The following is a 6,774-nucleotide window of genomic DNA, read 5'->3' as shown; positions in this document are numbered from 1 at the left end:
CCAGCCCCTCCATGTCAACCGATTCGCGGCCGCGCACGCCCTGTAGAGCCTCATAGATGCGCGTCTGCTCCATCATGCGACGGGCGAGCGTCGTGTTAAGCGGGGGCAGTCCGAGCGCGCGGTCCTCGAACACCTCGACGAGCGAGCCGCCGGTGCCGAAGAGCAACACCGGGCCGAGCTGAGCGTCGACGCTGCTGCCAATGATCAGCTCGTAGCCGTCGGTATCTACCATCTCCTGCACGGTGACGCCGTCAAACCCATCAGCAGGCACGCCGTCTTTGATCTGCTGGAAGGCATTGCGCACCGCCTCTGCCGAATGCAGGTTTAGCTTCACGCCGCCCACATCGGTCTTGTGGGTGATGGTGGTGGAGTGTAGCTTCACCACAACCGGATAGCCGATTGACTCGGCGGCCTCAACGGCGCTGGCTTCGTCTTCGGCAATGCGGGTGTCGACGGTGGGGATGTTGTACGCCTCCAGCAATTTCTTGGAGTCATACTCGGTCATGATGGTGCCGCTGCTCTGGTGGGCCTTCTCGACCAGGCTGGCAGCGGCCTCGCGGTCGGGGCCGTCGGCGCCGTCGGCGGGCAGGCGGGGCGTTTCGTAGAGGGCGCGCAGGTTGTAGCTGTAACGCCACATGTTGTTGAAGACCCGCGCGGCCGTGTCAGGATAGGCAAAGGTGGGCAGGCCGGCCTGATTCAGAATGTTGACGCCCCGGCGCACCGCGTCGCCGCCCATCCAGCTGGCCAGGATCGGCTTCTTGTTGCCGCGCGCGTACGGACGCAGCAGCTCGGCGGTCTTGCTGGGCTCGGTCATGGCCTGCGGCGTAAGCACCACCAGGAGCCCGTCGCTGTTCTCGTCGTCGGCAGCGATTTCGAGTGCGTCGGCATAGCGCTGCGGACTCGCATCGCCGAGGATGTCGATGGGGTTGCTTCCGCTCCAGGCTGCAGGCAGGCGCTCGTTCAGTGCGTCGGTGGTCTCCTCGGAGAGCTCGGTAAGCTGCCCGCCGCCGTTGATGAGCGCGTCGGTCGCCAGCACGCCCGGCCCGCCCGCATTGGTCACAATGCTGAGGTTGGGCCCGTCCGGACGCGGCTGCTTGGCGAGCACCTCGGCCATGTAGAAGAGATCGTTGATGTCGTCGACGCGCAAGACGCCGGTGCGGCGAAAGGCGGCGTCGAGCACCGCGTCGCTTCCGGCGAGGGTGCCGGTGTGCGAGGCGGCTGCCTCGGCTGCAGCGCCGGTGCGCCCGGCCTTGATGACGATGATCGGCTTGCTCTGTGCCACGTCGCGCGCTGCCGAGATAAACGACCGCGCATTGCCGATCGACTCCATGTAGAGCACAATGCTCTCCGTAGCCGAGTCGTCGCCCAGGTAGTAGATGATGTCGCCCCAGTCCACGTCGAGCATCGAGCCGATCGAGACGAACGCACTAAAGCCGACGTTCTCGCTGAAGCTCCAGTCCAAGATGGATGTAAGCAGCGCGCCGCTCTGGCTCACAAAGGCGACGTTGCCTTCGTTGGCCATGGCCCCGGCGAAGGTGGCGTTGAGCCCCGTCTTGGGGCGCATGATGCCCAGGCAGTTGGGCCCGACGATGCGCATGTTGTAGTTGGCGGCGTGGGTCGCGATCTCCTGCTCCAGCGCAGCGCCTTCGTCGCTCACCTCGCGGAATCCAGCCGAGATGATGATGGCGCCGGGCACGCCGGCCTCGCCGCACTCCTTCACGATGCTCGGCACCGTGTGCGCCGGCGTAGCGATGACGGCCAGGTCGACGGCCTCGGGCACGTCGTCGATGCTGTCGTAGGCGCGGATGCCCAGCACGCTGTCACGCTTGGGGTTAATCGGGAAGACCGTGCCGCCAAACGGATTGCTGATCAGGTTCCAGAGGAGCGTACGCCCTACGCTGCCTGCCTTCTCGCTCGCGCCGATCACGGCCACGTTGGTTGGCGAGAAGATCGCGTCGAGCGGCTGGCTGCGCGACGCAAGAAGGTTGTACGACGGATCAGAAGTTGGCATAGAAAACCGAAGGAAAGACAAGAGGATGCAGAGCAGTCAGCCACCCCAATGCACAGTAAGGCAGATGCGTTCATGCGTCTCTACCAGAGAGGGGATCGACTTGTTTGCAAAGGGTTCTTGAGATCGCGGGCGCGGCGCATGCGAGAGAGGCGCGCTACAACAATGTTACGCAGGGCTGATCTCTTTCTTGCTCCCCTTCTTGGCTCCCCCCACCGGCACGCCGTCTGCATCCACCACCTTTCCACCGCGCAAGCGCAGTTGGCGCTGCGTACGGTCCGCAAGCTCCAGATCGTGGGTGACGAGCACGAGCGTTGTGCCCGAGGTCGCGTTCAGGTCGAAGAGCAAGTCCTCAATGGTGGCGGCGGTCTCCTCGTCGAGGTTGCCCGTCGGCTCATCCGCAAACAGGATGCTGGGGGTGTTGATGAACGCCCGTGCCAGCGCCACCCGCTGCTGCTCGCCCCCCGAAAGCTGCGACGGGTAGTGGTCGAGGCGGTCGCCCAGCCCCACCCGGTCGAGCAGCTCGCGCGCCTGCGACCGCGCTCCCGCAGCGCCCCGCAGCTCAGCCGGCACCATCACGTTCTCGATCGCCGTCAGCGTAGGCAAGAGCCGAAACGTCTGAAAGACAAAGCCCACATGCTGATTTCGCACCGCCGCCCGTTCGTCCTCGTCGAGCGGGCTCAGGTCGGTCCCGCAGAGCGCTACCGTGCCCTCGGTCGGACGGTCGAGGCCGGCGCACAGTCCCAATAGGGTCGTCTTGCCGCTTCCCGACGGCCCTACAATAGCGCACGAGGTCCCCGCCTCGATCTCGAACGACACATCGTCGAGCACCGTCAGCGTCTTGGATCCACTCTCAAACGTCTGGGTCACGTTCGCAACGCGAAGTACCGGGTCGCTGGGCATAGGCACGAAACTTCCACAGTTAAAGGCAGGTGCATACGGGGCGCCGTTTCTCACAGATAAACCTCCGCATTATGAAATCGTGGCGTCTATACCTTCTCGTCGGTTTGAGTGTTCTATGGCTTGTGGGATGCGGACCGGATCGTTCCAATCAGACCGACGTCTCTGACGAGCCGGCAGATACCGTGGCCACAGATACAGCCTCCCGTGCGCAAGACCGCGCCGACACCGACGTGCAGACGCGCGAGGTCGAAGACGCAGCCCTGCATGTGCTCGTGGTCGGCAACAGCATCGCCGCGGGGTACGGACTCGACTCCGAGCAGGCGTTTCCTGCGCATCTGCAAGAGAAAGCCGACCGTGCCGGGTACGACGTGCACGTCACCAATGCCGGACTCAGCGGCGAGACCACCGCAGGGGGACTTCGGCGCCTGCCGTGGCTTCTGCGTACGCCTGTCGACATTGTGGTGCTGGAGCTGGGCGGCAACGACGGACTGCGCGGCATCGACCCAAGCACCACGCAGCAGAACCTGAGCGCGATGGTCGATACCACGCTTGCGCGCTATCCGGAGGCGGAGGTGCTCCTGGCCGGCATGCAGGTGCCGCCGAACCTGGGGCAGGAGTACACCGATCAATTCCGGCAGGTCTTTCCGGCGGTAGCGGAGGCGCGCGACGCGGTTACGCTCATTCCGTTTGTGCTGGAAGGCGTAGCGGGCGAGCCCGACCTCAACCAGCCTGATGGCATTCACCCCACCGCCGAAGGGCAGGCCATCGTGGCCGAGAACGTGTGGGAGTACCTGCAGCCTATCCTGGAGCGGCGCCTGGAGGCCGAGCCGGCGACATCGTGACAGACGGGCATGCAGGCGACGGGTGGGCGTCGATGAGGCCAGACGTTCGTGTAGAACCGAACCGTACGGAGGCCCGAGACGGGCGGTTCGTGAGGCACGTTGCTGCGCATCCCTCCGAACACTGCTCGTTTGAACTATGCTCTATCGCGTGGCCGTGGTTGCACCGGGTTCGTCGGACCACGACCAGGCGAACTGCAGGCGCGTGCCGCCGCTGGGGGTGACGCGCAGCTTCAGCTCGTTAATCTCGGAGAGGATGTCGTGGTCGTCGACCATGCGGTCGAAGACCAGGATGACGCGACGATAAAGCACGCGGTCACCGCTGGGCAGCAGCACGTCGCGGATGGGCAGGTTGCGCACCTCGCGGGGCCGGTAGTCTTCGCGCGTGCCGTTCTGGGCACGCAGCTGCGCGTTCGCCCGAAGCAGCGAGGGCGGCGTTTGGCGGGGCCCGGTAAACCAGTAGAGGTCGATCTGTACCGTTTCGTGGTAGGCATCGCGCTCGGCCTGGATGCGCTCGCGGGCGGCGTCTTGTGTGAGCGTCGACACCCCCTCGCGTGCATCCAGCGCGGCCAGCGAAAGATCCTTGCTCCAGAGCGTAGCGTAGGTAAGCGGACGCGCCGGGCGCCGTCCGGCCGAGAGCAGGTCGAACGTGCTCGACCACGACTGGTGCATGCGCTGGTAGCTCTGCTCCATCTCGAAGGCGATCTTGTCGTCGCGCTCTACGATCGTGAGGGTGCGCATCGAGTCGGGGTGCGCTTCAACCTGGCGCTCGCGCGGCAGGTACTGATCAGCGATCGACTCCGGGTAGAGCGTGTGCGAGGTGCTGGTGCTCTGGCATCCGGTCGCCACAAGCACGATGAGAAGTCCCCACAGCACACCCGTGGCCACGAGGCGCCGGGGAGCGGTGCTGGAGCAGAGCCAAGAACGTGCACAGAGGGCCATAGCGTTGGGGACGGAGTTGTGAGAACATGCTGCACTTAACTTTTTCTACGCATTACTGGCCGTATAGATCGTACTGCCTGCATAGATCGTATAGATCAAAGCGTCCCCCAGCATGCCGTGCACGGGTGTGGCCAGCGCGGGGGCCGTGCGCGATTGATGTGCGATTGATTGTGTGCGATTGATCGTGTGCACTGACGTACGCCACTGAACCGTATCTGGAAGGTAGCGTACAGAAAGATTGCATTGTAAAGAGAGGCCGTACTGTACTGTGCTGTTGCCCACTGCCTGACGTCTACCAACCCCTTCTTCCTATGGAGCCGATTCAAGACATCAACATTCTGGATACCGAGCTGCGTCGTGAGCGCGCCCAGGAAAACGACGACATCGACACCGACGACCTTGACCGCCCGAAGATGGCCGAGCACGAGGTGCAGGGCGCGCGGCAGGTGTACCTCGAAACGTACGGCTGCCAGATGAACGCATCGGACTCGGAGATCGTGGCGTCGGTGCTCAAGAGCAACGGCTATGGCCTGACCCACGACGTGGACGAGGCCGACGTGGCGCTTGTCAACACCTGTGCCATCCGCGAGAATGCCGAACAAAAGGTGCGGCGCCGCCTCGACATGCTGCGCGCGAAGAAGCGCAAGCGCGATACGCCCATGATGATCGGGGTGCTGGGCTGCATGGCCGAGCGCCTGCGCGAGAAGCTGCTGGAGCAGGAAAAGCGCGTCGACCTGGTGGTGGGGCCCGATGCCTACCGCGACCTGCCGCGCCTGCTCGCCGAAGCCGACTCGACCGGACAGGCCGCGGTGAACGTGCAGCTCTCCAAAGAAGAAACCTACGCCGACCTCTCGCCGGTTCGCTACGACTCGAACGGGATTTCGGCGTTCGTCTCCATCATGCGCGGCTGCGACAACATGTGCGCCTTCTGCGTGGTGCCCTTCACCCGCGGACGGGAGCGCAGCCGGCCCGTATCCACCATTCTGCGCGAGTGCCAGGAGCTGGTCGACCAGGGCTACAAAGAAGTGACCGTGCTCGGGCAGAACGTAAACTCCTACCACTACACCGACGACGACGGCACCGACGTGTCGTTTGCCGAGCTGCTCGACCGCGTCAGTCAGGTGTCGCCCGAGCTGCGGGTACGCTACTCCACGAGTCACCCGAAGGACTGCTCCGACGAGCTGCTGCAGGTGCATGCCCGGCGGCACAACGTGTGCAACTACATCCACCTGCCGGTGCAGCACGGCAACACCGAGGTGCTCGACCGCATGCGCCGCACGTACAGCCGCGAGCAGTATCTGGACCTGGTGGAGCGCGCCAAGGCGCTGTGCCCGGGGATCTCGCTGTCGACGGATATCATCGCCGGGTTCTGCGGCGAGACCGAGGCACAGCACCAGGACACGCTCTCCCTCATGCGCGAGGTGGAGTACGACCACGCCTACATGTTCAAGTACAGCGAGCGTCCGGATACGTACGCCGCCCGCAAGCTCGACGACGACGTGCCCGAAGACGTGAAGCAGCGCCGTCTGGAGGAGATCATCACGCTGCAGCGCAGCATCTCGGAGGTGCGCAACGCCAACGAGATCGGGCGCAAACACACGGTGCTCGTAGAGGGCCCCAGCAAGAAGAGCGACGCCCAGCTCTGCGGGCGCACCGACACGAACAAGATGGTGGTGTTCGACTGTGCGGACTACGAGAAGGGCGACTACGTGAACGTGCGCATCGTCGATGCCACCTCGGCCACGCTCATCGGCGAAGCGCTGGGCCGCACCACGCTGCAGGAAGAAGCCGAGCGGCTGGTGGTGGGGTAAGTGCTGTGCCACACGTCAATCTTCAGGTTGCAACACGCCCTGCTTAAATGTTCTCATCTTGAGTGGAGCGGCTCCGTGTTGAACCCGTATCGGAGCAGGCGAGCGAAGCATAATTTCTATACGAGGAGCAGCAGGGCGAACTGGGCCACAAGAAAGAATAGCACGCGATCGCCTACTGCTGTGTCACACGTGATTGTTAGGGTCCAAACTTGTCATCGCGAGGAGGGAGCCCTGCGACTGACGCGGCGATCTCATGCCGTGGATTGGGCGG

Annotated in this window: 5 protein-coding genes; 2 read left to right on the top strand and 3 right to left on the bottom strand. The window is 64.2% G+C overall.

Annotated elements, in window-relative coordinates; translation table 11 throughout:
• Together PPP56_RS08595 and PPP56_RS08590 are read right to left on the bottom strand one after the other, a co-directional pair.
• Nucleotides 1-2,011, bottom strand: a 2,011-nt coding sequence (locus PPP56_RS08595; RefSeq protein ID WP_353563632.1) for an acetate--CoA ligase family protein, incomplete at its 3' end; no start/stop codon positions are given.
• A 165-nt stretch (nucleotides 2,012-2,176) separates the two neighbouring features.
• Entirely contained in the window at nucleotides 2,177-2,911 is a 735-nt protein-coding gene (locus PPP56_RS08590; RefSeq protein ID WP_353563631.1) for an ABC transporter ATP-binding protein, read from the bottom strand.
• Nucleotides 2,912-3,015: 104 nt separating this feature from the next.
• Here PPP56_RS08590 and PPP56_RS08585 point away from each other — a divergent pair, with 104 nt between their 5' ends.
• Nucleotides 3,016-3,753, top strand: coding sequence for an arylesterase (locus PPP56_RS08585; RefSeq protein WP_353563630.1), 738 nt, complete (start codon nucleotides 3,016-3,018; stop codon nucleotides 3,751-3,753).
• A 141-nt stretch (nucleotides 3,754-3,894) separates the two neighbouring features.
• Here PPP56_RS08585 and PPP56_RS08580 read toward each other — a convergent pair whose 3' ends face one another.
• Nucleotides 3,895-4,692, bottom strand: coding sequence for a hypothetical protein (locus PPP56_RS08580; RefSeq protein WP_353563629.1), 798 nt, complete (start codon nucleotides 4,690-4,692; stop codon nucleotides 3,895-3,897).
• Nucleotides 4,693-5,003: 311 nt separating this feature from the next.
• Between PPP56_RS08580 and miaB the strand changes: the two genes are divergently transcribed.
• A complete protein-coding gene (miaB, locus tag PPP56_RS08575; RefSeq protein ID WP_353563628.1) occupies nucleotides 5,004-6,503 on the top strand; it encodes a tRNA (N6-isopentenyl adenosine(37)-C2)-methylthiotransferase MiaB in 1,500 nt (499 codons plus the stop codon).
• Nucleotides 6,504-6,774: the final 271 nt, after the last annotated feature.

Source organism: Longimonas sp., from assembly GCF_040409695.1.
GTDB lineage: Bacteria > Bacteroidota > Rhodothermia > Rhodothermales > Salinibacteraceae > Longimonas.
Note: the sequence above shows the minus strand (reverse complement) of the source record. Positions and strands in the feature narration are given on the sequence as shown.

What these genes read in the sequence shown, in the direction of transcription:
- PPP56_RS08590 (WP_353563631.1), bottom strand. Translation starts at nt 2,911, where the DNA reads ATGCCCAGCGACCCGGTACTTCGCGTTGCGAACGTGACCCAGACGTTT.
- PPP56_RS08580 (WP_353563629.1), bottom strand. Translation starts at nt 4,692, where the DNA reads ATGGCCCTCTGTGCACGTTCTTGGCTCTGCTCCAGCACCGCTCCCCGG.
- miaB (WP_353563628.1), top strand. Translation starts at nt 5,004, where the DNA reads ATGGAGCCGATTCAAGACATCAACATTCTGGATACCGAGCTGCGTCGT.